The organism is Gordonia gummivorans, assembly GCF_022513585.1.
Lineage (GTDB): Bacteria > Actinomycetota > Actinomycetes > Mycobacteriales > Mycobacteriaceae > Gordonia.
The window spans coordinates 166,616-191,923 of record NZ_JAKWBF010000006.1; the positions used below are offsets into that span (position 1 = coordinate 166,616).

The window sequence follows — 25,308 nt, forward strand, 5'->3', positions numbered from 1 at the left end:
TCACCGACATTCTCGGCTTTCGTGGTTTCGATACGCATCGGGCTCGCTGCGCTCGCTCGTTGCTACTCAACCAGCAAGTGGTGGAGCGGTAGGAGGGGTGGAGCGGTAGGAGGGTGGTGGAGCGGCAGGAGTAGAGGTCGGAGGGACCTCAGTTCGCGGTGATCGAACCCCAGGTGAAGTCGCCGTGGTCGCTGCCCAATCCGGTGGCGACGATCCCCGCGACCGTGCAGCCGACCCGCGCCGAATCGAGCAGGGACAGGTCGTGGCCGCGGGCGGCGAGGAAGCCGGCCGAGAAGGCGTCGCCGCAACCGCTGGTGTCGACCACCTCCACTCCAGTGGCTTCGGCATGCTCGGCGTCGTCGGCGGTGACGACGTGCGCACCGTCGGCGCCGGCGGTCACGGCCACACATCGCACACCACGGTCGATGAGGGAACGGCAGGCAGTGACGAGGTCCTCGATCGCGGTGAGGCCGCGCACCTGATCGTCGTTGGGGAGTAGGTAATCCAGATGCGGCAGAATCGGTTCCAGCCACGCGAGGACGCCGGGATCGCCGTCGGCGAGGATGTCTGCCGAGACGGTCGTGCCACTTTCCCGGATGTCACCCAGAAGCGGAGCCAGCTCGGGTGGATTCAGGAGTTCGGGTGCGCCGATGTGGACATGGTCGGCGCCGGTGAGCAGTTCGAGCGGGGCTCGATCGAGAGGGTAGGCGAGGTTGGCGCCCGGCATGTGGATGGCAGGCCGATCGCCATTGCTGCGGATCGGCAGCATGCTCATCGACGTCGGCGCGTCCACGCGGACAAGGTGATCGGTGACGACGCCGAACCGGTTGAGTGCGGTGTCGAGCATCGCGCCGGCATCGTCGTCGCCGATGGCGCCGACGGTGAACACCTCGGCCCCGAGTTTGGCGAGGGTGATGGCGGTGCCGCCGGCCGGGCCGGCCGCGGACATCCGCATGTTCTGCACGAGTACTGAGCCCTGACCATCGGGGATGGCGTCGACAGGCTGGGCGAGGACGTCGAGTACGTGAGCCCCGAAGGTGACGACTCTCATGCGTCGCTCCCGCCCCGGAAGGCTCGGTAGTGCCGCCGCGTGGCTGTCTCGAGCACCTCGACGACCTGTGCTTGATCGAGAACTGTTCCGCCGGGTGCTTGCAGATGAATGCGGGCGAGCCAATCGAGCAGTTCGATGCTGTCGCAGGCGGATTCGAGGGTGTTCCCGTATCCGACGGAACCATGGTTGCGCATGAGTGCAACAGTGCGGTCGGCCAGGGCGGCGACCACGCCGTCGCTGAGTTCCCGACTGCCGAACACCGCATACGGGGCCACGCGGATGGCTCCGCCGAGCATCGACTGCGTGTAGTGAACCACCGGCAGCTCGTCGGTCAGATTCGACACCGCGATCGATGCGACAGGGTGGGCGTGTACGACGGCGCGGGCCGATGTGGATTTGTAGACGTCGAGGTGGATGTGCAACTCCGACGTCGGCACGTAGGGCGTCTCCTCCACCACGGTGCCGTCGAGGTCGACGACGACGAGTTGGTCGGCGGTCACCGAGTCGAGGTAGCAGCCCGACGGGGTCATCACCACCGCGTCGTCGATGCGGATGGACAGGTTGCCCCCGGTGCCGAACGTCAGGCCCCGGGCGGCCAATCGGTGGGCGGCCGCGACGATCGCCGCTCGTTCGTCTGTGAATCGCACGGTTAAGACCGTACTCGGTGGCGGCAGGTCACACGTCGATGCCGAATTCCTTGATCTTGCGGTAGATCGTCGCGCGGGAGATGCCCAGCGCGTTGGCGGCGGCGATCTTGTTGTGCCCGTTCTCCTCCAGGCTTCGCACGATCGCGTCCCGTTCCAGCGCCTCGATGCGGGTCAGGGTGTGGCGGCTGAGCGACCGGCAGGTCGGGGGCAGTTGTTTGACGGTGATGACGCCGCGACGTTGGTGGGTCACGACCTCCCGCAACATCTGTCGCAGCTCGGCGACGTTGCCCGGCCAGCTGTACTTGCTGAGCTGACGCATCGCCTCACCCGACACGGTCAGCTCCCGACCCCGCGTGAGTTGGCGGAGCAACGTCGGGACGAGATCCTGCAGATCTTCGATGCGATGCCGCAGCGGTGGTAGTTCGACGGTGTGCCCGAAGAATGGAAGCAGCGTCGCGCCCAATCCGGGGTCGGTGGCGTCAGAAGACATCGTGATCCCGACCATCCCGGTGTGTTCACGACCCGGCAGCAGATCGGCGATCGCGGCAGTCGTCTCGTCGTCGAGCTGGTCGACATCGCGCAGAACGACGCAGAAGTCGTCTCGTTCGAGTTCTGTCGCAAGGGTTTCCAGTGATTCGGGGTCGCCGAAGTCGCGTGGTCCGAAGTCGCGCGTCGACCCCTGCCGATAGAGTGCTGCGGCTGCACGCAGGATGGCCGCGCGACCCGAGCCGGGTTCGCCGGAGACCACGATCCACTCGCCGGACCGGGTATAGCGGGCAACGCGATCGCAGCACTGCCGCCACGATGAACTGCGGCCGACGACGCCCGGGAGTGGGGTCGGGGTGGTCCTTTCCACAGGTGACGCGGTCGGTGGATCGACCAGATGGACATGAAATACCGCCATCTCCGGGACGTCCTGATAGCCGTCGACGGGGGAGAGGCGCACCGTGCGGCCGCTCGGCAGCGTGTTGATGCTGCGTGAGGTCGTGCCGTCCATGGTGAGGTCGACAGCGTGCTCTAGCATCGAGACCTGATCGGCCGGGTCGATGCTGAGCCGCAGGCGCCGATTCATCAGGACCACGTCGGCGGCAATCGCGAGCACCATCATCTGCGGCGCCCGACGACACGTCGCGAGGTAGGCGGCGAGCAGTCGCGACTCGCGTTCGCTGGCCATCGACAGCATCTGATGTTCGATCTGCACGGTCGCCGACTTGGCGAGCGCCATCAGCAGTGACCCGCCCTCGTCGACCCAGCCGGTGAGGTCGAGCGCGCCGACCACGGCGCCGGTGATCGGGCTGCGGATGGGCACCCCGGCGCACGACAGTTGTGCCAGGCAGCCGGCGTAATGCTCGGCGCCGGTCACCAGGGTCGGCTGCCGGGATTCGAGAGCGGTGCCGATGCCGTTGGTGCCGGCGAACTCCTCGTTGTAGCTGTATCCGGGGGCCAGGCTCACGTCGTCCAGACGTGCCTGCAGGTTCCGCGACCGCGTGGTCCGCGACAGCACCACACCGTCGGGTGAGGTGAGGATGATGCTCACCGGTTCGGCCGACAGGTTCTCGGCGAGTTGATCGATGACGGGCCGTGCCGCTCTGGTGAGCACACCGTCGGGGTTGGGTTCACGCACGAACGGCAGTTCGAGACGATCGGCGTGCACGTTGAAGGAACGCGACCGCTTCCATGACGTGGAGATGCTCTCGCGGATGGCATCGTCAATGCCGTCGTCACTGAGAAATCGTTCGCGTGCTTTCGCAACGTAGATGGGCGATTGTGGTGCCTGGGCTGTGGGCTGAACTCTCACCGATCCGGTCGGACCTCCTCCTGCGGATGTGTCGTGGATCACATATTTCCAGTGTGCCCACGCGGCTGTGTGGTGGGGGATGGGCCGGCGGCGATCAACGCCGCGAACATGATGTTCGGATCGCCGCCGACCCGGCTCGAGACGTCAGTAGATGTTGGACGGACGTACCATTCCTTCGGCGAGGTCGCCGAAGCCCGGTGCCGGGATGGCACCTGGATTGCCCATCACTTCTTCTACGACGGCCGTCTCCGTGGTGATCAGGAGCGCGGCGATCGAAGCAGCACTCTCCAGCGCCGCTCGCGTCACCTTGCACGGGTCGATGACGCCCTCGTCGAACATGTCGCCGTAGCCACCGGTGAGTGCGTTGAAGCCGTGTCCGAGGGGCAGTCCCGCGACCACCTTGACGACCTCCTCGCCGTCGAAGCCGGCGTTGGTGGCGATCCAGAACAGCGGCTCGGCGAGCGAGCGTCGCACGACGTCGATGCCCACGGCCTCGTCGCCGAGTGCCTCGAGAGGTTCGAGTGCTCGGTGGGCCTGTGCGAGCGCGGTGCCGCCACCGGAGACGATGCCCGCCTCCACTGCGGCCCGGGTCGCGGCGAGTGCATCCTCCACGCGCAGCATCCGCTCCTTGAGTTCGACGCTGGTGACACCGCCGACCCGGATCACGGCGACCCGGCCGGTCAGCCGGGCAATGCGCAGTTCCAGGCTGTCGCGATCGGCGTCGATGCGGGCCCGGTCCAACTGTGCTTCGAGCTGACTGACCCGGGCGTCGACGCGCGCCTGGTCGCCGTGGGCGCCGACGATGGTGGTCTCGTTCTCCGTGACCGTCACCCGGTCGCAGGTGCCGAGATGCTCGACGGAGACCTCGCTGAGTTCGAGGCCGGTGTCCTTGGCGATGACGTGACCGCCCAGTGCGACGGCGAGGTCCTCGAGTTCGGCGACCCGACGATGACCGAAACCGGGCGCGCGCACCACCACGGACTGCATGGTCTTGTGCATGTTGCCGCCGACGAGCAGCTGCAGCGCGGGACCGTCGACATCTTCGGCGAGGATCAGCAGCGGGCGATCGGCGCGCTTGGCCGACTCGATGGCCGGCATGACGTCGCGCACGTCGGTGATCTTCTTGTTGGTGAGCAGCACCACCGGGTTGTCGAGGACAGCTTCCATGCGATCGGGATTGGTGACCATGTAGCCGGAGATGTAGCCGTGGTCGAACTCGATCCCGTCGACGACGTCGACCGCGAGGCCGAGCACGTCGCTCTCTTCGGTGGTGATCACACCATTGCGGCCGACATGTTCGACGGCGGTCGCGATCACCTCGCCGATCACCTCGTCGTCACTGGCCGCAAGGCTGGCGATCCGCGCGAGGTCGTCGCGGCCGCCGATCTGCACTGCCTGCCCGGTGAGGGCCTCGGTGACCGCGCCGACGGCTCGTTCGATGCCGCGGCGGACCCGCATCGGGTTGGCGCCTTGTTCGACGGCACGCAACCCCTCCCGCACCATGGCCTGGGCGAGGACCGTGGCGGTGGTGGTGCCGTCACCGACCACCCCGTTGGTCTTCATCGCGACTTCCTTGACCAGCTGGGCACCCATGTTGGCGAACGGATCGCGCAACTGGATCTCCCGGGCGATGGTCACACCGTCGTTGGTTATCGTTGGCGGTCCGGTCAGCTTCTCCAGCACCGCATTTCGGCCCTTGGGCCCGAGTGTCACCTTGACGGCGTCCGCGAGGGCGTTGACGCCCCGCTCCAGTCGCAGCCGCGCTTCGGCGTTGTAGCGCAACTCTTTGGCCATGATCTCACCTTTTCTCTGTGTTGTGGATTTTCTTCGCTCCCTGAGGTGCGAGGAGCGCTAGCGACGAGCCTCGAAGGGCTGGTGAGGTTGCGTCGCCGGCCCTTCGAGGCTCTCGGCTAGCGCCTCGAGCACCTCAGGGAGCGGGGGTCGGGTGTCGCTCGGGGTGAGCGGCGGTCGTTGTCAGGGAACGAGGATCGCGCGGCCCCGGACGCGTCCGGCGTCGAGGTCGTCGAGTGCCTGTTGGTAGTCGTCGAGGGCGTATTTCGTGGTGTGCAGCTTCACCTTTCCTTGGGCGGCCAGGGTCATCAGTTCGTTGAGGTCGTTGTAAGAGCCGACGAGGTTGCCGATGAAGTTGATCTCGGTGGAGATCACGTCGATGGTCGGGACGTCGATGTTCTCGCCGTAGCCGACCACGAAGTAGTTGCCGGCGCGGCGCAGCATCGCGATGCCCTCGGCGGTCGCGCCGCCTTCGCCGACGAAGTCCAGAACCGCCTCGGCGCCTTTGCCGTCGGTGAGGTCGAGGACCTGCTGGACGTGACTTCCGTCGGCGACGATGCCCTTGTGCGCACCGACTTCGACGGCGAGTTTCACCGCGTCCGGGTTGCGGTCGACCACCACGAGAGTGAGTCCCGAGATGGCGGCGAGAACCTGAATCCCGATGTGTCCCAATCCGCCTGCGCCGATGATGACGCACGTGTCGCCCGGTCGGGTCATCCGGTCGACCTTCGCCGCGGCGTGGTAGGCGGTCAGCCCGGCATCGGCAAGAGCCGCGACGTCGGCGGGTTCGAGGGAATCGTCGATCCGCACCACGCTGCGCGCGGTGGTCTTCAGAAAGTCGGCGTAGCCGCCGGCAGTGTCGATTCCCGGGAATTGGCTGTTCTCGCAATGCACGTCATCGCCGTCGCGGCAGGCACGACAGAGTCCGCAGGTGATCAGCGGGTGCAGGATCACCTTCTCGCCGACCGTCACATTGGTGACCGCATCGCCGATCGCCTCCACGACGCCGGCGTTCTCATGCCCGATCGTGTACGGCAGTGCGACGCCGCTCTTCTCGGCCCACTGCCCTTCCAGAATGTGCAGATCGGTGCGGCACACGCCGGCGCCGCCGATCTTCACGATCACGTCGAGCGGCCCGGTGATCTCGGGGTCGGGGACCTCGTTCAACTGGAGTTTGTCGTGGTAACCGACAACTTGGACTGCTCTCATGGCGTCTCCTCGCGCAGGTTGGTGATGATCGGTTCGCTGGTGCCGTCGCACTCGTCGTCGTCGGCGTAGCGGGTGGCCAGCAGGCCGCGGCAGAAGTGGGCGTTGCCCTCGATCGAGATGCGCACGGACCGCGCGAATCTCAGCCGCATGGGGACCTGCTCGTCGGGAATCGGATGCCCATGGTCGTCGACGAGGACCCGGCTGTTGGGGCACAGGGTGAGTCCGATGTCGGCGCGCCGGCGCAACAACGCCGACCGGTTGGGTCCCGGAGGCAGATCGCGGAGCAGCACGTGACCGACCTCGTCGACGGTCACCTCACCGTTGCGGATGATCTCGGTGAGCGAGCGTTCCATCGCGGCGACGTGAGCCTTGCGGGCGAATGTGCGTCGCAATTCGTCGAGTCCCTCGTCGGCCTCCGAGCCGAAGGTGCCCACATAGCCGGCCGCCGCCGCCAGTCCCGCGTTGATCTTGTCGCTGTCGTGGTGGTCATCGAGCAGCACATGTACCTCGCCGACGCCGTCGATCGCCTCGAGCGCGTCCTGTGCGTCGGATGCCATCAGGTAGGCGAAGTTGGGCGCGCAGAACGATGTTGGGAGCCGGAGGTGAACGGTCACCGACGTGTCATCGATCTCGATGGACCGAATGAACTTGAGGTCGGTGATCGGCTGGTCGAGTTCGGGATCGATGACCGTCGACAACGCCTGCTGCACAGCGGCACCGATGGCCAGTGAGGCCGGTGGCGCGGTGATGGTCATGCGTTGGCCGCCTCGGGTGCGCCGGTTGCCACCTCGGCGCCGGGGTCTGCTGCGTCGGTGGGAATCCGCAGTTCCTCAGGCACTTCGATGTGCGGATAGAGCGCCGCCGCGTTGAGGCCGAGGATCTTGCGCTTCTGGTCGGTGGTGATCGGGGCGTACTCCGTCATGTCCTCCGGAATCTGGAAGTCGACGAAGCGGTCGACGAGCCAGGTGGGGTTCCAGAGCGCGTAGTCGCTGGCGAAGAGGATCTTGTCCTCGCCGATCCAATACAGCAGCTCGCCGATGATCTGGGCGAAATACCTTGGCCGCGTGTGGATGAACGGAATCGCCACGGCCAGGCCTCCGTACACATTCGACTCCTGGGTGGCGATCCAGCAGAAGTCCTCGAGGCGCGGCAACCCGACGTGCTCGATGATGAAGTTCAGGTCGAGGTAGTCGGTGGCGACCTTGTCGACGTCGGCGACGTCGAACGCGTCGCGGTCCAGCGGCCGGATGGTCGGTCCCTTGTGGACGTGGATGTTCTTGATGCCCAGCTTGATACATTCCTCGAGGTACTTCCGTGACCACGGGTCGTCGAGCTTGTAACCCCGCGACTCGCCATGCCACTCGGCGGTATAGAGCTTGACGCCCTTGAGTTGCATCGAATCGGCGTCCTTGCGGAGTTGCTCGAGGCCGCTCTCGCCGTCACGTGGATCGTAGGCGTGGTTGTAGGTGAGCTTGCCGGGGTTGTCCTGGACGAGCTTCAATGAATCGTCGACCTGCGCAAAGCCGTTGACGTAGAAGTCGCGCAGGATGGTGGCCTGGAAAATCGCGTGATCGGCCGGCCCGTCCTCGAACAGGTCGTTCATGAGCCGGTCGGCTCCGTAGTAGCAGTAGGTGTCGTAGTCCCAGACCTCTTCCTCCGGACTGAGATTGCGGTGATAGTCGTAGAAGCAGTCGATGAACTGTTTGCCGTGGATGTTGCGCTGGTTGCTTTCTCGGCCGTCCCACAGGTGGACGTGGGCATCGACGATGAAGTACTTGTCGCCGTTCTTTTCGAACATCGGATCACTCGCTCTCTCGGAGGTGGGCTGTAACTGTGGGCTGAAAGATGGGCTGGGAGAACTGTGGTGGGAGCGGACTGGAATCACCGCCGGGGGTGCGCTGGGGACGCGCACCCCCGGCAGTGAGGATCAGCTGGACGCAGTCAGATCGAAGCCGATGAACTCGGCCGCGTCCTCGGGGCTGGCGAACAGGATCGTGCGGTCGTCGAGATGCACCATCCGTCCGTAGTGGGTGGAGCTGATCTCCTCGAAGATCGACCCGTCGAAGTCCTGGCCGAGGGCGTCGGTCAGTTCGTCGTAGTCGAAGGTGAGCCGGTTGACCCCGTCCACCCGGATCATCGAGGGGTACTCGGTGAGTTCGACACCGTCTTTGGCGCCCATCACATCTGCGACGACGCGTCCGATCGGGGTGTTCATGAGCGTGACGCCGCACATGTTGGAGAACTCGGTGTCGGTTCCGAACTGCATGGTGCTCACTGGTTCAACTCCTCGGGGATGTCGACGTCGATGGCGGCCAGCACATCGGCGAACTTGGTTTTCGCGGTCGCGAGACTCGATTGGAAGGTGACGGACTTGTCGGCCGGCTGCGACCAGATCGGCTGCAGCGCGTTTGCCGCCTCCAAGCACCTGGGCACCCATTCGGACATCCAGTCCGCGAACAACTTTCGGTTGTCGACGGCGTATTTCTCGTCGCGCGCGAGCATCTGGAACAGTGCCCGGGTGTAATTGAGGTCGCGGTCGTAGTCGTATTCGCCCGTGCCGACGATGGTCGGGGTGATGTAGTCGCCGTTGCGGGCGGCCACCTGCATGACCAACTCGGTGCGGAACAGCGCGCCGACGAGCTGTTCGAACACGATGTTGGTGGCGAACAACAGCTGTGCCCAGTCGCCGATGGCGGTGATGCGTTCCAGCGTCTCACGCACCGGCTGCCACTCCGGCGCCGACTGCCAGACCTCCTTGTGCGCCGATCCGTCGAACGCTTCCTCGGCCTCGGACAGGTCGAGGTTGAACAGCGCCAGATCCTGGGCGAACCGCAACTTGTGTGCCGCGTTGACGGCCACCGCGTTGTTGATCATGTTGGTCGGCGCAGAGCGCTGGATGGAGGTGAACACGTGCAGGCCCATGCCGCTCTCGGCGTGCATCCACGCACCGAGGTTGCGTTCGATGAACTTGAGCCAGGCCGAATTCCAGCCGTCGTAGGCGCGGGCGCGCTTTGCGTTCTGCAGGCACAGGTCGACCTGATGGACCACCGCGGAGTTGTTGCGGTAGATGGTCTGTTCCCACTCCTCGTTGGGGTCGAGGAAGTCGTGCCAGTTGCTGGACTTGGCTTCGGTCCATTCCTGCGGATACCCACCGGGGCCGTCGCCGAATCCGTAGATCCAGCCCTGGGTCAGGTGACGGTCGGGATCCGGCTGCACGTCGACGGTGACGTCTTCGTAGATCGTCGCGCGCTTACGGGCCGGGGTGTAGTAGCTGTACTTGCGGCTCTTGCTGCTCGGGAACTCACGGGCGCCGGCTTCGGCGTCGGTGAATTCGATTGACGGGAAACTACGTTCCCGCGGTTCGGCTGGTGCAGACATACCTGTCATTCCTGTCGTTCGGGCTGAGGTCTAGTCAAATGCCGGGCTGGTGAACTTGTCGTAGAAGATCTGATCCCGGGGGACCGAATGTTGTTCGGCGAGCGCGAGTGCCGCGTCGACCATGGGTGGGGGGCCGCAGAAATACACCTCCGTTCGGGCCAGGTCCGATTCGCCCGCGTCGACGATGTCGGTGACGTTGCCCTCGGCGACGGTGACGCCGCCGGGAGCCTGATCGGCCGATTCGGAGAGACAGGCGATGAACTCGAAGTTGTCGAGTTTCTCTCCGAGAGCGGCAATTTCGTCGAGATAGAACAGATCCGCGGCGGTACGTGCTCCGTAGTAGAAGTGCACCGTACGGTTGAGTCCCGTCTCGCTGATGTGACGGAGCAGCGAGAGCAGCGGTGCCATCCCGGCGCCACCCCCGATGCACACGATCGGGAGCACGTGTCCGTTGCGCAGACAGCACGACCCGTACGGGCCGTTGATCATGATCTCGTCGCCCACCGAGAGGCCGTCCTCGAGCATGCCGGCGAAGAGCCCGTTCGGGTACTTCTTGATGACGAACTCGAGGCGGTCGGGCGTGCTCGGTGTGGTCGCCAACGAGAACGACCGCTTCTCGTCGGTGCCGGGGATGAACAGGTCGACGTACTGGCCGGCCTTGAATTCGAGCGCTTCGGGTTCGACGACGTCGAGCTTCAGCGAGACGATGTCGCGGGTGAGCGGTTCGATGCCGGCCACCTTGGTACGCACGTCCTGGATGGGTGCGCCGCCGAGCAACTCGTCCTCGTCGAAGTTGAGCAGCTCGATCTCACAGTCGCTGTATGCGTAAGTGCGGCAAAGGAGTACGTATCCCTCGGCCTCCTCGGAGTCGTTGCACGCGAACGTCGAGTAGTCGTCCATCTGCACGTCACCGTCGAGCATGTACGACTTGCAAGCCGAACACCGACCCTCTCGGCAACCGTGCATCAGGTGGATGCCCTGCCGGAATGCGGCGTCGAGGATGGTCTCGTCCTCGCTGACCTCCATCTCGATGTCGACGGGTTCGAAGTTGATGCGGTGTGTGTCTGCCACTGGGTCGCCTTTCGGTGCTCAGTCGGGGCTGTGTGCGGGGTCGGGCCGGCAACGGTGGGCGACCTGCGAATGTCGTCCACCGTTGCCGGGCGGGGTCGTCAGACCGTGACGGCCCCGTTCTTGTTGGCGCGATACGCGGCGACGTGGGCCTCGCGTTCTTCGTCGGACATCTCGTTCAGCGCCACGTTGGGGCTGCCGAACTGGATGCCGCGCACGTCGTCGAGCGTCCACATCTTGTCCGGATCGAGATCCAGATGTGGCTGCGGGATCAGCGTCTTGCCGTCGTCACGCACGTACCCGAGGTTCGTGATGATGTCGGCCAGATCGCCGCCGTGATGCAGTGTCTCCCATTCGCGGAAGCCGGTGAGCCGCCCCATGTTCGGGGTCTCGCGGCCCTCGTACTCGCCACGGAAGGCCACCTTGTCGGTCCACGCGCAGGTCTCCGAGCAGTAGGTGCGCCACTGGCCGTCGACCTTGTCGACCACCATGTCCTCACGGATGAGGGCCGGCACCATGCAGGTCCAGCAGCGGTGCGGATACTCGTAGTCGACGTCCTCGAAGGCGATCGGCTTGTTCTTGCCCGGATACTTGAGGCGGTTGTAGTTCTCCCACCACTTGCCGAACTTGTTGTACCAACCGGGATACTTCTCCTCGAACCACTCGAAGTCCTTGTCGGTCATCGGGTCGATCCGCCAGTAGTTGACCGGCCAGCCGGTGGCGAAGAACCGGGCCACCTCGTGCACATAGTGCTTGTTGGTGATGCGGTTCCAGGCCTCTTCGACGAGGTCGTGCGGGATGGTCAGGCCGTACTTCTCCAGTGGCAGAAGGTAACTGCGGTAGTAGTCGTCGTAGATCCAGCGACGCCACATCTCGGCGTAGCTCTCCCGGTCCTTGCGGCGGTCCTTGGTGCCGTATTCGATGAAGGTGCCGATCGCGGCGTCGACCACGCAGTGGTTGTTCCACCACGCATAGCGCAGATCACGTTCCAGCAGTGGACGATTGCGCTCGTCGGCCAGTGCCATCAGGAGGATGGAGTAGCCGTTGGAGATGTGCCGAGACTCGTCGGACTGGACCGAGTGGAACACGGTGGGCAGCAGGTAGTCGCCGTTGGCGGCCGCTTCGTCGGGCATCGCGACGAACAGGGTGTTGGTGAAGGCGGTCTCGGCGACCACGGTCAGGTAGATGTTGGCGGCGGTGATGGCGTCGCCGGTGATGAATCCCTCGCCGAACTGCCGGCCGATGGTGCCCGCGTAGTTGTTGGCGAACGCCTTCTCGGTGATGTCGAAGCCGGCCGGGTCGATGTAGTTGTTCATGTACAGCTTCTTGAGGTTCATCTGGATCGTCGAATGACGAACCTCGTCGATCATCTGCACGGCCAGACCGTTGTGGATCTCCGGGTTGGGCACGGCGTCGATGGCCATCGGCATCGCGCGGGCCGCGGAGATCTCCGGGAACGGGATGATCGACAGGAACAGCTTCTGCCATTCGAGCCAGCGTTCCTGGACCTGGCGGAACATGTTGCCGCGAATCGCGCCGTCCATGGCGCCGTAGACGCGGTTGTCCTTCTCCTCCTCCATGGGGAAGTAGGACCGCATGATCTGCTTGAGCGGGTCCTTCTTCGGGGCCTTCTCAAACGTGTAGTCGGTGCCGAAGCGGGTCGCGGGAGTGGCGAAGGTGGGTTCCCAGGACAGTTCGGTGATCTTTGCATGTGCTTTGGTCAAGCTCTGCCTGCTCAATGTGCGCCTCCTCGTGAGAAGGCCGACGCGGTGCCGGCCTGCTGGGCTGGAGCGACTTTGATACAACCTTGTGATCTGCAACACATACGTCTCACTGTGAGACAACGACCGATGTGAGATCGGTCAGCAGGGGTTCAGCAGCGCAAATGACCAGGTGGGAGGCTTTCAGTCGGCGCCGAGGGCGTTGTACGCGGCGGTCTCGAACTCGAGGTAGCGGCCCACTGAGATGGCGTCGGCGAAGGGGAGGATCTGGGTGGCCCAGTAGCCGCCGATCTTGTTGCGCCGGTCGATCCAGTAGTACAGATTCGCCAGCCCGGCCCACGCCAGTGCGCCCGCGGGGCGGCCGGTCGGCGCGTCCTCGTCGTTGATCATGAAGGTGTACGCCCAGGACTTGGGCATTCCCGGGAAGAACTCGGCGTCGTTGGAGAGGGCCGGGATGACGCCGGGCAGGGCGGTCACCTTGAGATCGCCGAGGTGATTGCGCTCGGCCATCTCGACGGTTTCGGGTTTCAGCACCTGCTCACCGGAGTCGGACATGCCGTCGTTGAGCCACATCCGCATGAACTTGAGGTAGTCGCCGACCGTCGAGTAGAGCCCGTGTCCACCCATGTGGACCTCGGGGTCGGCGGGCAGTGCCCACTTGTGGTTGGGCGAGAGCGAACCGTCTTCGCCGCGATGGTGCATCCGTGCGCGTCGACCGTCGGTGTCGGGGTACAGGTCGAACGACGTGTTGGACATGCCGAGCGGACTGAAGATCCGGTCGCTCATCACGGCGCCGAGCCGTTGTCCGCTGACCGCCTCGACAACCTGACCCGCCCAGTCGATGTTGCTGCCGTACTCCCATTTGGTTCCGGGGTCGAACAGTAGCGGCGTGCGCAACGCGGTCTTGGTCGCCTCGATGATGCTCGGCTGACCCTGTTCGGTGGCCAGCCGGTTGTAGGTCTCGTTGAAGAAGTCGTATCCAAAACCCGCGGTGTGGGTAAGCAGGTGGTGCGTGGTGATGTCGGACGCAGGCTTGCGCAGTCTCGGCGACCCGTCGTCGTCGAAGCCCTCGATGACCTGCAATTCGCCGATCGCGGGCACGTATTCGCGCGCGGGCGCTTGCAGATCCAGCTGACCGTCCTCGACGAGCTGCAGCGCCGCGGTGCCGGTGATGGCCTTGGTGGTGGAGAAGATGGCGAACACGGTGTCGTCGGTCATCGGCTGCTCGTCGTCGATGGCCCGGCGCCCGGACCGGCCGAGATAGATCGTCTCGGTGTCCGTGGTGACGCCCGCGACCACCCCGGGCACCCGATCGTCGCCCGTCGACGCGGCCTGCACCACCTCGTCGACCGCGGTGGAAACCTTCTTCGGATCGATGGTCGGGGTGCTCATGGCTCATCCTCCTTGATGGGCGACGGGTGTGTGGCTCACCCTAGGAGGCTGCCCGACACTCTGGGTCGAATCGGGGAACCTGTGTGCTGCAGCATCCAGATGGCCCGACTGGACACAGAGTGTCGCGTCACGCTGCGGGCATCAGGTGCAGGCTGACGAGCCACTCCCGGACCATCGCGACCAGCTTTCGCTGCTCGAGATCTCTCCACACCCAGCGGATCACCATGATCCCCATTCGTCGCAGTGCATCCTCGCCTTCTCCCGGATCACGACCTCGGCGGGGTCCTCGCCCGGCCGGAGCAGCTTCTTGTATTTCACTTTTCCATCGAACTCCCCGACGAGCTTTCCGTCCCAGTCGAAATCAGTGCGCGCAACCTCGTTGCCGTCGGCGTCGAAGAACTTGTATTGGAGTCGCGCGGGAGGGAGCCCGGCTTCGATCAGCTGCGCCCGACTCCAGGATTCGCCAGGGTTCTCAGCCGCCCCGTCTGCGTGGTGCAGTGCCCTGCGCGCCTGAGCAGTTCCTCGTCGACGATCGGTGAGCATTCTGGCCATCACCTCGCGGTCGGCCTTGGCTCGCAGAGCGGAATCGAAGATCGTCAACGCAGCCGCGAAGTCCTTTGCGGTGCAAGCGACTTCCACGGCGGTGCGTTCGATGCCGGTGACGCGCACACCGTCGACGGTCACGATGTCCTCATCGTCGTACTGCGCAACGTGACAGTGGTGTGTTGTCGTCCGGAAGCCCTTGCCGGTGCGCGCTGTCGTGTGAACGCGGCGAAGGTTTGGACGCAGCATCGGCAGTCCCAGAATCACCGCCGCGGATTGATGGGTGAGGGGTCGTTGAGGGTTGTCCTTTGCTGCGGCGAGCGCCCGGAGACGGTGGACCTCCTCAGGGTTGCGCTTCGCGGCCACTGCAAAGACTCCGCGAGTCACCCGGACGATCTCACCCTGGCGTAGCGACCTGCGCAGGTCGTCGTCGGTGAGGCCGGCCTCGAGAACTTTGGCTCGAAAGATCAGCCCTGAAGAATCTGCGGCGTAGATGGTCATAACAGTTGGACGCGGCCACGTCCGCTTCGGTTCCGTCCGAGAACACTCAGTGCCTTCTCGGACAACCTGGGTGCTGCAGCACACAGATTAGCCAACAAGACACAGGGTGTCAGGCGAGGAAGGTGCCGAGTCGCTCGACAGCCTTGGTGAGGTCCTCGGCCGACGCGGCGTAGGACAGGCGCACGTACCGTTCGGCGCCCGCGACGCCGAAATCCTTTCCGGGAGTAAGTGCTACGTGGGCTTCGGTGAGTGCGCGGTCGCAGAACTCGGACGACGTGAGGCCGGTGTTGCCGACGTCGATGTAGACGTAGAAGGCGCCGTCGGGCACCACCGGAACCTCGAGGCCGATACTGGCGAGGCCGTCGATGATGATCTGGCGCCGGTCGGCGAACTCGATGCGCCGACGTTCGGTGACCGCCAACGACTCCGGGGTGAAGCAACTCAGCGCAGCGAACTGGGCCGGCGTCGGCGGGCAGACGTAGAAGTTCTGGGCAAGACGTTCGATGACGTCGATCAGGGACTCGGGAACGATGCACCAGCCCAGGCGCCATCCGGTGAGCCCGAAATACTTGGAGAAGCTGTTGACGACGATCGCTTCCTGGGTGCCTGCGGTACCTGCGGCGAGCACCGACCGCGGCGGCCGGCCGTCGGGGCCCGGGTCGGACAGACCGAGATAGATCTCGTCGACGATGGTCCAGCCGTCGCGCTCGGACACCAGATCGCACATCGCGACCAGTTCGTCGTAGGGCATCGACGTCCCGGTCGGGTTGGACGGCGTCGCCACCACTACACCGCGCGTCGTGTTCGTCCATGCCGCGTCGACGGCGTTGGTGGTCAGCTGGAAGCGGGTGGCCGGCGTGGTGGGGATGAGGGTGACGTCGGCGCCGAAACTCTCCGCGAACTGGCGGTTGCACGGATACGACGGATCGCCGATGAGGACACCGTCACCCGGATCGATGAGCGCCGCGCACGCCAGCAGAAGCGCCGCCGACGCGCCGGAGGTGACCGCGACCCGATCCGCGGTCACCTCGGCCCGGAAATGGTGCGAGTAGAAGTCGGCGATCGCCTCGCGCAATTCGGGCAGACCGAGTGCGGGCGTGTACGCGAGAGGGCGGCCGTCTGTCAGCTCACGAGCTGCCTCGAGGAATGCCGGCGGTGCACCGAAGTCGGGTTCGCCGATGTTCAGCTTCACCACGTCGTGCCCTTGCGCGTCGATCGCGGCTGCCTTCTTCGCGAACTCCATCGCGTAGAACGGCGCCACCCGCTGGGCACGTCGCGAGATCCTCATGCCCTCATTGTGCTCGACAGCTCGACGGCGTCAGCTCTCCGGCACCCAGTTGAACGTGTCGGGATCGGGTCCGCGTCGTTTGTCCTTGTTCAGCCCCTCGATGGCGGCCACGTCCTCGGGCGACAGTTCGAAGTCGAACAGCGCGAAGTTCTCCTCGACGCGGGACCGTGTCACCGACTTGGGGAACACGATGTCGCCGCGCTGGATGTGCCAGCGCAAGGTCACCTGCGCCACCGAACGACCCTTCTCCGACGCGATCTTGCCGAGCACCGGATCGTCGAGGACGTCGCCCTGGGCGATCGGCGACCACGCCTCGGTCGCGATGCCGTGTTCGGAGTTGAACTCACGCAACGGGTTCTGGGACAGGTAGGGATGTACCTCGATCTGGTTGACGGCCGGCACGATGTCGGTCTCGTCGAAGAGGCGTTGCAGATGTGCCTGCTGGAAATTCGACACCCCGATCGCGCGGGCCTTGCCGTCGGCGTGGATCTTCTCCAGCGCACGCCACGTTTCGACGTAATCGCCAACGTCGGGCAGTGGCCAGTGGATCAGGAACAGATCGACGGCGTCGACACCCAGGTCGGCAAGGGTCTGATCGGTGGCGCGCAGAGCGTCGTCGTAGGCGTGGAAGCTGTTGTTGAGCTTGCTGGTGATGAACACCTCGTCACGAGGCAGTCCGGACTCGGCCACCGCCTGGCCGACTTCCTTTTCGTTGCCGTACATTTCGGCGGTGTCGATGTGCCGGTAGCCCACCTCGAATGCGGTCAGTGTTGCCGCTTTCGTGTCGGCCGGCGGGATCTGGAACACGCCGAAACCCAGCTGTGGGATCTCGACACCATTGTTGAGAGTGATTGCGGGGGTTACCATATCGCTCCTTTCGAGGGTTTACGGGATCAGGATGATCTTGCCGCGGGGGTGTGAGCCGCCGAGTTCGGTGAGGGCCTTGGCGGCGTCGGCCAGCGGGTAGGTCGAGGCGATCTCGGTGACCAGCTCGCCCGATGCCGCGGACGCAATGAGGTCGGGAATCGCCTGTGCGCGATGGGCTTTGCTCTCGGCGGAGCTACCGTCGACGAGCTTGATGCCGTCGCCGCCACGACCGAACGCGGCAATGCTGACGATCTTGTCGGCCGAGTGCAGAGACAGCGAGGTGTCGATGGCCTCGTCGGTGCCGACGGCGTCGATGGTGCTGGTGATGACGCCGGGTGCTGCCGCGACCACCCGGTCGAGAAGGCCGGGACCGTAGGTCACCGGAAGCGCGCCGAGTCCGCTGATGAAGCTCTGATTGGCCGATGATCCGGTGGCGATCACCGTCGCCCCGGCCTTGACGGCCAGTTGCACGACGACGGAGCCGACCGCTCCGGAACCGCCGTGCACCAGCACGATGTCGCCGGCGCTGACGTTCGCCGTGGCGACGGCATCGGCCGCGGTCTCGCCGACCAGCAGCAGCCCGGCGGCCCGCTCGAAGTCGAGATCTGCCGGTTTGTCGTGGATCTTGCTGTCGTCGGCGTTCAGTGCGGACGCATAGGCGCCGAGGACCGAGTAGGCGATCACCTCGTCGCCGACCTCACGGTCGACGCCGTCGCCGACGGCGGTTATCACGCCGGACGCCTCGAAGCCGAGCGCGAGCGGGAGCTTCGATTCGTCGGCACCCATCCGGCCGGTCACCCGGGCGAGGTCGATGGGGTTGACGCCGACGGCCTGCACCTGCACGGTGACCTGTCCGGGACCCGGTGGTGGCAGTTCTTCTTCTACCTGGCCGAGGACGGTGGTCGGCTCTCCGTACGCGGTCGCAACGATTCGTGTGGATGTGGTCATATCGGGTTCAAGGCGATCGCCCGGCGCGGATATTCCACGAGACCGGAGTTTCCGCTCAGCGTGCGAACCACGTTTCCAGGCTGCCGGCGAGCGCCTTCTCGATGCGTAGGCGCGACGTCGCCGACAGGTCGTCGGGCAGTGCGTCCGGCGCGAACCAGGCCACCTCGGTGTTCTCGTCGTCGGCGGCATGCGGTTCACCCGAGCGGTGATAAGCCAGGAAACAGAGGTCGAGGTATTGCGTCTGGTCACCATTCGGATACGTGATGGTCGGTGTCACGTCGATACTGGTCAGCCGGACGACCTCGGCGGTCACGCCGGTCTCTTCGACGATCTCGCGCAGCACGGCGCGCGCCGGTTCCTCGCCGGGTTCGAGGACCCCCGACACCACGGCCCATTGCCCGGTGTCGACGCGATGGGTCAGCAAGATGCGATTGGTGTCGTCGAGCACGATCGCGCTGACGCCGGACAGCCACAGCGGACGCTGACCGACATGTTCACGCAACTCGCGGATGAACTCGGGTATCGGCACACGACCATTCTGCCTGTGACGATTCTGCTGCGACCCTCAGGGTGATCCCTGAACTTTCACCGAGATCGGCGCTGAGCAGGTGAAATCTGCCCGAACTCGCGCCACAGTGGAGTCATGACAACACCAACGCACACCAACAGCGGACTCACCTTCTGGAAGGTCCTGGGCATCATTGCGGTCGCCCTGCTCGCGCTCGCCATCATCGGGCCGCTGCTCAAGGGACTGTTCTGGATCGCCATCATCGCGCTCGCGATCTACGGCGGATTCATGCTCTTGCGGTCGTCGAAGAAGAACAACAACACCACGTACTGACCGCGGCGGGGCGTTAGCATGTGCCATGCCGACGGTGATCGCGACGATCAGTCTCAAGGGCGGCGTGGGCAAGACGACGCTCACCGCCGGCGTCGCCGAGTTTCTGGCCGGGGTCTTCGGTAAGCGGGTCCTGCTCGTCGATCTCGATGCGCAAACCAACCTGACGACGATGATGATCGGCGCCGAGGCCTGGCTCGAATGCAACCAGGATCGCCGCACGGTCGCGACCCTGTTCGCCGACGCACTCGACGGCACCACCGATTTCGACCTCGACCGTGCGATCGCACGTGACGTGTCCCCGGTCGCGGATGTCGACGGCATCGACCTGCTCCCGTCGTCGCTCGACCTCATCGAGCTGCAGGAGGAGTTGAGCGCACGCCGGGTGGCCGCCGACGACCATGCCGAAGCGATAGGCCTGTTACGAAAAGCGCTCGCGCCCATCGTTGATCGCTACGACCACATCCTCATCGACTGCCCGCCCAACGTCGGCCCGTTCAGTCTCAACGGTCTCGCCATGGCGGATGCGTACATCATCCCGACCATCCCGGATGTGTTGTCCACGTACGCGATTCCACATGTCCAGCGGCAGGTGGCCGACTTTGGTGCCGAGATCGGACGGTCCATCGTCGAACTCGGCGTGGTGATCTCGAAGTACCGCCCGTCGTCGGCGCTGCATCAAGAGACGGTCCGACGCCTGCGCCGGGACCCGACCATCCACAACGTCCTCCCCATCTACCTGCATGAGGCGAACGTGATCGGTGCCGCCGCCGAGTACGCACCGTGGCCGACGTTGCACGCGAAGTACGGCTATCACGGCCACTACGAGCAGTTCCGGGATCTCACTCGCGCAATCCTCGTCGAAGCCGACGGGAAACTTGGCTGACCCCAATCATTCTGGCGGACTCGCCGCGTCGGTGGCCGCCGAAGACTAGCGTTCTTGGGCATCACGCCGACCGGCGCGACGATTCGTTCAGAACAGGAGCGTTGTCATGCGCAAAGTCCAGATCATTCCCGTCATCGGTGTCGTCGGCCTCGCCGTCACGCTGTCGGCCTGTGGGTCCGACGACGACGATTCGGCGTCGGTCGAGACCAACAACTCGGGCAGTGCCACGGTCACGGTGGGCGGCGAGTCGGTCGATGTCACCGGCAAGACCGTGGCGTGTGCCGAGCAGAACGGCAAAGTGGTGATCGGGATCGGTTCGGCCACCGGCACCGGAGCGATCGGCGCCACCGTGACCTCGGGTGACTCGCCGCAGGTCGAGACCGTCGGGATCGCGACCACCGACGGCGTCAACTACGGTTGGGTCAAGGGGACCGGTAAGAACGCCACCGCGACCAAGGACGGCAAGAACTACACGATCAGCGGCGAGGTCACGGGTGTCTCGCTGTCGAACCCGACTGCCGGCCCGCAGACCAAGCAGTTCGAGATGAAGGTCACCTGCCCCTGACGGACAGGGGTTCGTTGATCTGGGGTTCGTTGATCTGGGGTTCGTCGATCAGCTCGCTCGGCGCCTCCATCGATGCGTCGGCTGCGACGGCGGCGAGTTCGGCACCCAGCGATTCGGAACGTGTCTCGACTTCGGCTGTCTCCGTTGCGCTTTTGCGTCCACCGGTGAACAGCGACGCGATCGCGCCGATGATGCAGCACACGATGGCGAAGGTGAACGCCGAAGTCAGACCGTCGGCGAACGGATCGCTGATCAGGTGTGGGAAGAAGTCGAGGCCGGTCAGCGTGTGCTGGTTGGCCGCGGGCAGGCTCGAGATGTGGTCGCCGAGTAGTTCTTGCACCGGGTTGTAGCCGAGGAAGGCTGCGAACAGCACGGCCACCGCCGGTAGTCCGGCGATCTGGGCCGCTTGGTCGGCGGGTACGCCGTTCGCGGTCAGGCCGGAAGCCATCGTCGCAGGCAGGTGCGCCGACAGTCCGCTGATCATCAGGCTGAAGAAGAGCCCGATCGAGAGCACCATGGCCGCGTTCTGGAAGGTGGTCATCATGCCGGAGCCGGAGCCGCGGGCGTCGATGGGCAGGCTGTTCATCACCTCGGCCCGGTTGGGCGACGAGAAGAGTCCCATGCCGACGCCGTTGAGGAACAGGATCACCGCGAACACCCAGAACGAGAAGTTCACCGGCAACGCGATCAGCCCGGCGAAGGCCACCGCGGTGAGGAGCATGCCGGAAGTGGTGAACCACTTGGTGCCCAGGCGATCCGAGAGCGCACCCGACAGCGGAGCGGTGATCAGGAAGCCGATTGTCAAGGGCACCATGTAGATCGCCGACCACAGGGGAGTCTGTTCGAAGTTGTAGCCGTGCTGCGGCAGCCAGATGCCCTGCAACCAGATGATGAGGATGAACTGCAGGCCACCGCGACCGATCGACGCCATCAGGTTGGCGATGTTGCCGAAGGTGAAGGACCGATTCTGGAACAGGTGGAGGTTGAACAGTGGGCTCTCGACCTGGGTTTCGATGAAGACGAAGGCGATCAGGACGAGCGCGCCACCGATGAGGCAGCTCAGCACCATCGGGCTGGTCCAGCCCATGGCGTGTCCACCGTAGGGCTGGATGCCGTAGGTGATGCCGACGAGGACCGCGACCAGTCCGACCGCGAAAGTGATGTTGCCCCACCAGTCCATCCGGGCGCGCTTGCGAACTCCGGTGTCGCGCAGCTTGAGATACGCCCACACGGTGCCGACGATGCCGAAGGGAACCGAGACGAGGAAGATCAGGTGCCAGTGGATCGGTGCCAGGATGCCGCCGACGAGCAGACCCAGGAACGATCCGGCGATGGCCGCAACACCGTTGATACCCAACGCGAGTCCGCGTTGGCTTGGTGGGAAGGCATCGGTGAGGATCGCCGACGAGTTGGCCATCAGAAAGGCGCCGCCGATGCCTTGGACGATGCGCCAGAAGATCAGCCAGACAGCGGCCTGCGAGCCGTCGAACCAGGTGATGGCGAGGAAGATCGACGAGATCGTGAAGATCAGGAATCCGAGGTTGTACATCCTCGCGCGCCCGAACATGTCGCCGAGCCGGCCGAAGCTGACCACCAGGACGGCGGTGACGACGAGGAAGCCCATCATCATCCACAGCAGGTAGCTGGTGTTCTCGGGCAGCAGCGGGTTGAGATGGATACCGCGGAAGATGTCGGGGAGTGCGATCAGCACGATCGAGCTGTTGATCGTCGCGATGAGCATGCCCAACGTGGTGTTGGACAGGGCAATCCACTTGTAGCCGTCCGGCGTCGTGTCGTCGGGGGCCATGGTGGCGGGGGAGACGGTCGTCATGAGTGTCCTTTGTGACTGTCGAGAGGTCAGAGGGGGCTGGGGCGGTCGCAGATCTCGAGTGCGTCGGCGAGTGCCGCGAGGCCGCGATGGACCGCGTCGCGATCGGCGTCGTCGAGTTCCTCGAGTGCCTCGGCGAGCAATTGCGCCCGCCGCGACCGTGCATTCCGAATGAGTTCGATGCCGGCGGGTGTTGCCGTGAACAGGCGAGCGCGTGCGTCGTCGGGGTCGACGGTCCGCGCGACGTAGCCCTGTTCTTCGAGCGTTCCGACGATGCGCGACATCGTGGGGGCGGTCACAGACTCGCGTTGCGCGAGCGTCGACAGCCGGATCGGCGAGTGGTTGACGATGGTCCAGAGCGCAGCGGCCACGCCGGCACTCAGGCTGCCCTGGCCGCCTCGGGTCCGCAATGCACGGTTGATCTGGGTGAGCTGGTGGTACACGGTGCCCACGTCGCTGCCCACAGTCATTTGTTTCGCCACGCAACTATTATTAGTTGCTTAGTGCTAAGTAATCGAACCGTAAAGCGATCTTGTCGGGCGTACGGTGGGCGTAGGTCGGGACCCGCCCAAGCCAACTGGAGGAACAATGCTCGGATTGGGAATCATCGGCTGGATCATCATCGGCGGACTCGCCGGCTGGATCGCCAGCAAGATCATGAAGACCGACGCGCAGCAGGGGATACTGCTCAACATCGTGGTGGGCGTTGTCGGCGGTCTGCTCGGCGGCTTCTTGCTGAATCTCTTCGGAGTCGACGTCAAGGGCGGCGGCCTGATCTTCAGCTTCGTGACCTGTCTGGCAGGTGCCTGCATCCTGTTGTGGATCGTCGGACTGGTCCGGGGTCGGGGACGCAGCAGGGTTTGAGCTGACAGGGTCTGACAAACAGACAAGTCAACTGGGAGGTAATCACACGTGACTCGAATCGCCATCATCGGCGGCCACGGCAAGATCGCACTGCGTGCGGCGAAGATTCTGAGTGACCGGGGTGATGAGGTCACCTCGATCATCCGCAATCCCGCACAGGCCGACGACGTGTCCGCGACCGGGGCGACTCCGCTGGTCGCCGACATCGAGCAACTCGACACCGCGGGGATCGCGTCGGTCCTGGCCGGGCAGGACGCGGTGGTGTGGTCGGCGGGCGCCGGTGGAGGCGATCCATCGCGCACGTACGCGGTGGATCGTGATGCGGCCATCCGGTCGATGGATGCGGCGCCGGCCGCCGGCGTCAAGCGCTATGTGATGGTGTCGTACTTCGGGGCGGGCCCCGACCACGGAGTGCCGGAGGACAATTCGTTCTTCGCCTACGCCGACGCCAAGGCGGCGGCCGACACGCATCTGAAGTCGACGTCGCTGGACTGGACGATTCTCGGGCCCAGCAAACTCACCGACGAACCCGGCAGCGGCCGCATCTCGGTGGGCGGGGAACGCACGGCGGGCAGTGAGGTCAGCCGCGCCAATGTGGCACAGGTGATTGCGGAGGTGGTGAACGCACCCGCGACCACCCATCAGGTGATCGAGTTCGACGACGGCTCAACCCCGATCACCGATGCTCTCCCAACTGACTGAGATCCGTCTGGGTGAGATCGTCGGAGACGCCCATGTCCTGACCGATCCGTCGCAAACCGTCGGGTACTTCACCGACTGGACGGGACGGTATCGGGGATCGGCGGAGGCGGTGGTCCGGCCGCGAACGGTGCACGAGGTCGCCGACGTCGTCCGGTTGTGCGCCACCGAGGGTGTCGAGATCTGTGTTCAGGGCGGCAACACCGGGCTGGTCGGTGGTTCGGTTCCGCCCGGTGATCGGGGCGTCGGCGCGCGACCGGTCATCCTGCTCTCGACGGCACGCATGACCGACATCGACGACATCGACGAAGTGGGCCGATGCGTCGGGGTACAGGCCGGTGCCACCGTCGACGCGATCGACTCGACGGCGGCACGGTCGGGGTTGGCGTTTCCCATCGACCTGGCGGCACGCGAAACGGCCACCGCCGGAGGTGTTGTGGCGACGAATGCGGGTGGTATCCGGATGATCCGCCACGGCAACACGCGCGCCCAGGTGTTGGGTATCGAGGCCGTGCTCGCCGACGGCCGGATTCTGCGACGGTGGTCGTCGTTGGTGAAAGACAATGTGGGATACGATCTTCCGGGACTTCTCGCGGGCAGCGAGGGGACGCTCGCGTTGGTCACCGGGGTGCTGTTCCGGCTGGTGTCACCGGCCCGGCACACGACTGTTGCCGTTGCAGCGGTCAATCATGTGGAGGACGCGATCGGACTCATCGGTGCCGCCGGGGCGCGTGGTCTCACGGTGGAGGCCGCCGAGATCATGACCGAGGCCGGGGTCGCGCTGGTCGCCGAGCACGGACATCGGCGTCCGGTCGCGTCGACGGCGTCGTTCTACGTGTTGATCGAGTTGTCGGGTCCCGGCGATGTGGAAGAGGCTGTTGCGGAGTTGCTCGACGAGGCGTCGGGCATCGTGGACGCCGTCCTCGAGCCGGGCCCCGCCCGTGCGCTGTGGGCGGTGCGGGAGAGCCACACCGAGACGATTGCGCGGGCCAGCACGACGCCGGTCGTGAAGCTCGACATCTCGGTGCCGATCCGGGCCCTGCCCGAAGCCTTCGCGGAGTTGACGGCGGTCGGCGAGATCGTCGAACATCCCTGTCGCCCAATCCTGTTCGGTCATGTGGGTGACGGGAACATCCACGTCAACCTGCTCGACGTGCCCGAGGGTGACGCCGAGGCGGTGACCGCGCGGGTGTTCGGCATCGTCGCTGCGAACGGCGGCAGTATCAGTGCCGAACACGGCATCGGCCGCGCCAAGGCCGCGTGGATTCACCTCGGCCGCAGCGACATCGACCGCTCGGTGATGCGGTCGATCAAGCAGGGCCTCGATCCGCAGGGACTGCTCAATCCCGGGGTGCTGTTCGGCTGATCCGAAGGTTCAGTAGTCGGCCTCTGAACTGGGCAAATGCGCTTGGGTCGTGCCGAAAAA

At 65.1% G+C, this 25,308-nt stretch carries 25 protein-coding genes; 6 read left to right on the forward strand and 19 right to left on the reverse strand.

The genetic code is table 11. The annotated features are described in order from the left end of the window. Nucleotides 1-148: 148 nt before the first annotated feature. From MKW15_RS06855 to MKW15_RS06935, 17 genes are all read right to left on the reverse strand, one after another. The gene (locus MKW15_RS06855; protein ID WP_240856841.1) at nt 149-1,051 is read right to left on the reverse strand and encodes a carbohydrate kinase family protein; all 903 of its coding nucleotides are present in this window, start codon (nt 1,049-1,051) and stop codon (nt 149-151) included. Then, nucleotides 1,048-1,698 (reverse strand): class II aldolase/adducin family protein, encoded by a 651-nt coding sequence (locus tag MKW15_RS06860; RefSeq protein ID WP_240856842.1) that lies wholly within the window; start codon nt 1,696-1,698, stop codon nt 1,048-1,050. The genes MKW15_RS06855 and MKW15_RS06860 overlap by 4 nt, the downstream gene beginning before the upstream one ends. A gap of 28 nt (nt 1,699-1,726) precedes the next feature. Then, nucleotides 1,727-3,496: a sigma-54-dependent Fis family transcriptional regulator gene (locus tag MKW15_RS06865; RefSeq protein ID WP_240856843.1), complete on the reverse strand. Its 1,770-nt coding sequence runs from the start codon at nt 3,494-3,496 to the stop codon at nt 1,727-1,729. A 144-nt stretch (nt 3,497-3,640) separates the two neighbouring features. Further along, complete coding sequence (gene groL / locus MKW15_RS06870) at nt 3,641-5,290, reverse strand: chaperonin GroEL (protein ID WP_240856844.1); 1,650 nt, start codon at nt 5,288-5,290, stop codon at nt 3,641-3,643. Between the two features lie 180 nt (nt 5,291-5,470). Continuing rightward, nucleotides 5,471-6,496, reverse strand: coding sequence for an NAD(P)-dependent alcohol dehydrogenase (locus MKW15_RS06875; protein ID WP_240856845.1), 1,026 nt, complete (start codon nt 6,494-6,496; stop codon nt 5,471-5,473). Then, complete coding sequence (locus MKW15_RS06880; protein WP_240856846.1) at nt 6,493-7,251, reverse strand: iron-sulfur cluster assembly protein; 759 nt, start codon at nt 7,249-7,251, stop codon at nt 6,493-6,495. The genes MKW15_RS06875 and MKW15_RS06880 overlap by 4 nt, the downstream gene beginning before the upstream one ends. Beyond that, complete coding sequence (locus tag MKW15_RS06885; RefSeq protein ID WP_240856847.1) at nt 7,248-8,294, reverse strand: amidohydrolase family protein; 1,047 nt, start codon at nt 8,292-8,294, stop codon at nt 7,248-7,250. The genes MKW15_RS06880 and MKW15_RS06885 overlap by 4 nt, the downstream gene beginning before the upstream one ends. A 129-nt stretch (nt 8,295-8,423) precedes the next feature. Further along, nucleotides 8,424-8,762, reverse strand: a complete 339-nt coding sequence (gene mimD, locus MKW15_RS06890; protein ID WP_240856867.1) for a propane 2-monooxygenase effector subunit MimD — start codon at nt 8,760-8,762, stop codon at nt 8,424-8,426. Between the two features lie 5 nt (nt 8,763-8,767). Further along, nucleotides 8,768-9,874: an aromatic/alkene monooxygenase hydroxylase subunit beta gene (locus MKW15_RS06895; protein ID WP_240856848.1), complete on the reverse strand. Its 1,107-nt coding sequence runs from the start codon at nt 9,872-9,874 to the stop codon at nt 8,768-8,770. 30 nt (nt 9,875-9,904) lie between these two features. Further along, nucleotides 9,905-10,945, reverse strand: a complete 1,041-nt coding sequence (locus tag MKW15_RS06900) for a 2Fe-2S iron-sulfur cluster-binding protein (RefSeq protein ID WP_240856849.1) — start codon at nt 10,943-10,945, stop codon at nt 9,905-9,907. A 98-nt stretch (nt 10,946-11,043) separates the two neighbouring features. Beyond that, complete coding sequence (locus MKW15_RS06905) at nt 11,044-12,681, reverse strand: aromatic/alkene/methane monooxygenase hydroxylase/oxygenase subunit alpha (protein ID WP_240856850.1); 1,638 nt, start codon at nt 12,679-12,681, stop codon at nt 11,044-11,046. 165 nt (nt 12,682-12,846) lie between these two features. Then, nucleotides 12,847-14,055: a methyl acetate hydrolase AcmB gene (acmB, locus tag MKW15_RS06910; protein WP_240856851.1), complete on the reverse strand. Its 1,209-nt coding sequence runs from the start codon at nt 14,053-14,055 to the stop codon at nt 12,847-12,849. Nucleotides 14,056-14,274: 219 nt separating this feature from the next. After that, nucleotides 14,275-15,099, reverse strand: a complete 825-nt coding sequence (locus MKW15_RS06915) for a type IV toxin-antitoxin system AbiEi family antitoxin domain-containing protein (RefSeq protein WP_308221019.1) — start codon at nt 15,097-15,099, stop codon at nt 14,275-14,277. A gap of 109 nt (nt 15,100-15,208) precedes the next feature. Beyond that, nucleotides 15,209-16,387: a pyridoxal phosphate-dependent aminotransferase gene (locus MKW15_RS06920; RefSeq protein ID WP_240856852.1), complete on the reverse strand. Its 1,179-nt coding sequence runs from the start codon at nt 16,385-16,387 to the stop codon at nt 15,209-15,211. Nucleotides 16,388-16,417: 30 nt separating this feature from the next. After that, nucleotides 16,418-17,254 (reverse strand): aldo/keto reductase, encoded by an 837-nt coding sequence (locus tag MKW15_RS06925; protein ID WP_240856853.1) that lies wholly within the window; start codon nt 17,252-17,254, stop codon nt 16,418-16,420. Between the two features lie 18 nt (nt 17,255-17,272). Then, nucleotides 17,273-18,202 (reverse strand): NADP-dependent oxidoreductase, encoded by a 930-nt coding sequence (locus MKW15_RS06930; RefSeq protein ID WP_240856854.1) that lies wholly within the window; start codon nt 18,200-18,202, stop codon nt 17,273-17,275. Between the two features lie 55 nt (nt 18,203-18,257). Then, nucleotides 18,258-18,731, reverse strand: coding sequence for an NUDIX hydrolase (locus tag MKW15_RS06935; protein ID WP_240856855.1), 474 nt, complete (start codon nt 18,729-18,731; stop codon nt 18,258-18,260). Between the two features lie 114 nt (nt 18,732-18,845). Here MKW15_RS06935 and MKW15_RS06940 point away from each other — a divergent pair, with 114 nt between their 5' ends. From MKW15_RS06940 to MKW15_RS06950, 3 genes are all read left to right on the forward strand, one after another. After that, a complete protein-coding gene (locus MKW15_RS06940; RefSeq protein WP_240856856.1) occupies nt 18,846-19,043 on the forward strand; it encodes a hypothetical protein in 198 nt (65 codons plus the stop codon). A 25-nt stretch (nt 19,044-19,068) separates the two neighbouring features. Then, entirely contained in the window at nt 19,069-19,926 is an 858-nt protein-coding gene (locus tag MKW15_RS06945) for a ParA family protein (RefSeq protein WP_240856857.1), read from the forward strand. Nucleotides 19,927-20,032: 106 nt separating this feature from the next. Next, the gene (locus MKW15_RS06950; protein ID WP_240856858.1) at nt 20,033-20,491 is read left to right on the forward strand and encodes a lipoprotein LpqH; all 459 of its coding nucleotides are present in this window, start codon (nt 20,033-20,035) and stop codon (nt 20,489-20,491) included. On the opposite strand, the gene MKW15_RS06955 is transcribed toward MKW15_RS06950, so the two are convergent. Further along, nucleotides 20,478-22,322, reverse strand: coding sequence for an MFS transporter (locus tag MKW15_RS06955; RefSeq protein WP_240856859.1), 1,845 nt, complete (start codon nt 22,320-22,322; stop codon nt 20,478-20,480). The two genes, MKW15_RS06950 and MKW15_RS06955, sit on opposite strands and share 14 nt — an antisense overlap. A gap of 26 nt (nt 22,323-22,348) precedes the next feature. Further along, nucleotides 22,349-22,801, reverse strand: coding sequence for a MarR family winged helix-turn-helix transcriptional regulator (locus MKW15_RS06960; RefSeq protein WP_308221020.1), 453 nt, complete (start codon nt 22,799-22,801; stop codon nt 22,349-22,351). 106 nt (nt 22,802-22,907) lie between these two features. Between MKW15_RS06960 and MKW15_RS06965 the strand changes: the two genes are divergently transcribed. From MKW15_RS06965 to MKW15_RS06975, 3 genes are read left to right on the forward strand one after another with little or no spacing between them, the layout of a single operon-like run. Beyond that, nucleotides 22,908-23,183, forward strand: a complete 276-nt coding sequence (locus MKW15_RS06965) for a GlsB/YeaQ/YmgE family stress response membrane protein (protein ID WP_240856860.1) — start codon at nt 22,908-22,910, stop codon at nt 23,181-23,183. A 48-nt stretch (nt 23,184-23,231) separates the two neighbouring features. Next, a complete protein-coding gene (locus MKW15_RS06970; protein WP_240856861.1) occupies nt 23,232-23,885 on the forward strand; it encodes an NAD(P)-dependent oxidoreductase in 654 nt (217 codons plus the stop codon). Further along, nucleotides 23,866-25,248 (forward strand): FAD-binding oxidoreductase, encoded by a 1,383-nt coding sequence (locus tag MKW15_RS06975; protein WP_240856862.1) that lies wholly within the window; start codon nt 23,866-23,868, stop codon nt 25,246-25,248. Before MKW15_RS06970 ends, MKW15_RS06975 begins: the two co-directional genes overlap by 20 nt. The last annotated feature ends 60 nt before the right edge of the window (nt 25,249-25,308 follow it).

What these genes read in the sequence shown, in the direction of transcription:
- MKW15_RS06880 (WP_240856846.1), bottom strand. Translation starts at nt 7,251, where the DNA reads ATGACCATCACCGCGCCACCGGCCTCACTGGCCATCGGTGCCGCTGTG.
- MKW15_RS06940 (WP_240856856.1), top strand. Translation starts at nt 18,846, where the DNA reads ATGACAACACCAACGCACACCAACAGCGGACTCACCTTCTGGAAGGTC.
- MKW15_RS06875 (WP_240856845.1), bottom strand. Translation starts at nt 6,496, where the DNA reads ATGAGAGCAGTCCAAGTTGTCGGTTACCACGACAAACTCCAGTTGAAC.
- MKW15_RS06945 (WP_240856857.1), top strand. Translation starts at nt 19,069, where the DNA reads ATGCCGACGGTGATCGCGACGATCAGTCTCAAGGGCGGCGTGGGCAAG.
- acmB (WP_240856851.1), bottom strand. Translation starts at nt 14,055, where the DNA reads ATGAGCACCCCGACCATCGATCCGAAGAAGGTTTCCACCGCGGTCGAC.
- MKW15_RS06965 (WP_240856860.1), top strand. Translation starts at nt 22,908, where the DNA reads ATGCTCGGATTGGGAATCATCGGCTGGATCATCATCGGCGGACTCGCC.
- MKW15_RS06895 (WP_240856848.1), bottom strand. Translation starts at nt 9,874, where the DNA reads ATGTCTGCACCAGCCGAACCGCGGGAACGTAGTTTCCCGTCAATCGAA.
- MKW15_RS06925 (WP_240856853.1), bottom strand. Translation starts at nt 17,254, where the DNA reads ATGGTAACCCCCGCAATCACTCTCAACAATGGTGTCGAGATCCCACAG.
- MKW15_RS06955 (WP_240856859.1), bottom strand. Translation starts at nt 22,322, where the DNA reads ATGACGACCGTCTCCCCCGCCACCATGGCCCCCGACGACACGACGCCG.
- MKW15_RS06915 (WP_308221019.1), bottom strand. Translation starts at nt 15,099, where the DNA reads ATGACCATCTACGCCGCAGATTCTTCAGGGCTGATCTTTCGAGCCAAA.
- MKW15_RS06920 (WP_240856852.1), bottom strand. Translation starts at nt 16,387, where the DNA reads ATGAGGATCTCGCGACGTGCCCAGCGGGTGGCGCCGTTCTACGCGATG.
- groL (WP_240856844.1), bottom strand. Translation starts at nt 5,290, where the DNA reads ATGGCCAAAGAGTTGCGCTACAACGCCGAAGCGCGGCTGCGACTGGAG.
- MKW15_RS06930 (WP_240856854.1), bottom strand. Translation starts at nt 18,202, where the DNA reads ATGACCACATCCACACGAATCGTTGCGACCGCGTACGGAGAGCCGACC.
- mimD (WP_240856867.1), bottom strand. Translation starts at nt 8,762, where the DNA reads ATGCAGTTCGGAACCGACACCGAGTTCTCCAACATGTGCGGCGTCACG.
- MKW15_RS06885 (WP_240856847.1), bottom strand. Translation starts at nt 8,294, where the DNA reads ATGTTCGAAAAGAACGGCGACAAGTACTTCATCGTCGATGCCCACGTC.
- MKW15_RS06975 (WP_240856862.1), top strand. Translation starts at nt 23,866, where the DNA reads ATGCTCTCCCAACTGACTGAGATCCGTCTGGGTGAGATCGTCGGAGAC.
- MKW15_RS06855 (WP_240856841.1), bottom strand. Translation starts at nt 1,051, where the DNA reads ATGAGAGTCGTCACCTTCGGGGCTCACGTACTCGACGTCCTCGCCCAG.
- MKW15_RS06950 (WP_240856858.1), top strand. Translation starts at nt 20,033, where the DNA reads ATGCGCAAAGTCCAGATCATTCCCGTCATCGGTGTCGTCGGCCTCGCC.